We start from the raw sequence: 234 nt of genomic DNA, 5'->3' as shown, positions 1-234 counted from the left end.
TTCTTTCTGCTTCTGCAGCAGTTTTTTCTTACGGCTCACGTCACCACCATAACACTTGGCGATAACGTTTTTGCGTAACTGTTTCACGGTCGAGCGAGCGATAATGTGGTTACCGATCGCTGCCTGAATCGCGATATCAAACATCTGGCGGGGAATGAACTCCCTCATTTTCTCGACCACATGACGACCACGCGATTGCGCATGGTCTTTATGGGTAATAATAGCCAGTGCATC

General features: G+C 48.3%; 1 pseudogene. It reads right to left on the bottom strand.

Features of this window, described 5'->3' with window-relative positions:
• Positions 1 to 234 (bottom strand): annotated as a pseudogene (locus R0J87_RS24980) (elongation factor 4); the annotation flags it as partial.

This window comes from Halomonas sp. SIMBA_159, assembly GCF_046536035.1.
GTDB lineage: Bacteria > Pseudomonadota > Gammaproteobacteria > Pseudomonadales > Halomonadaceae > Vreelandella > Vreelandella venusta_A.
The sequence above is the reverse complement of the archived record's forward strand: the minus strand, read 5'-3'. Positions and strand labels throughout refer to the sequence as shown.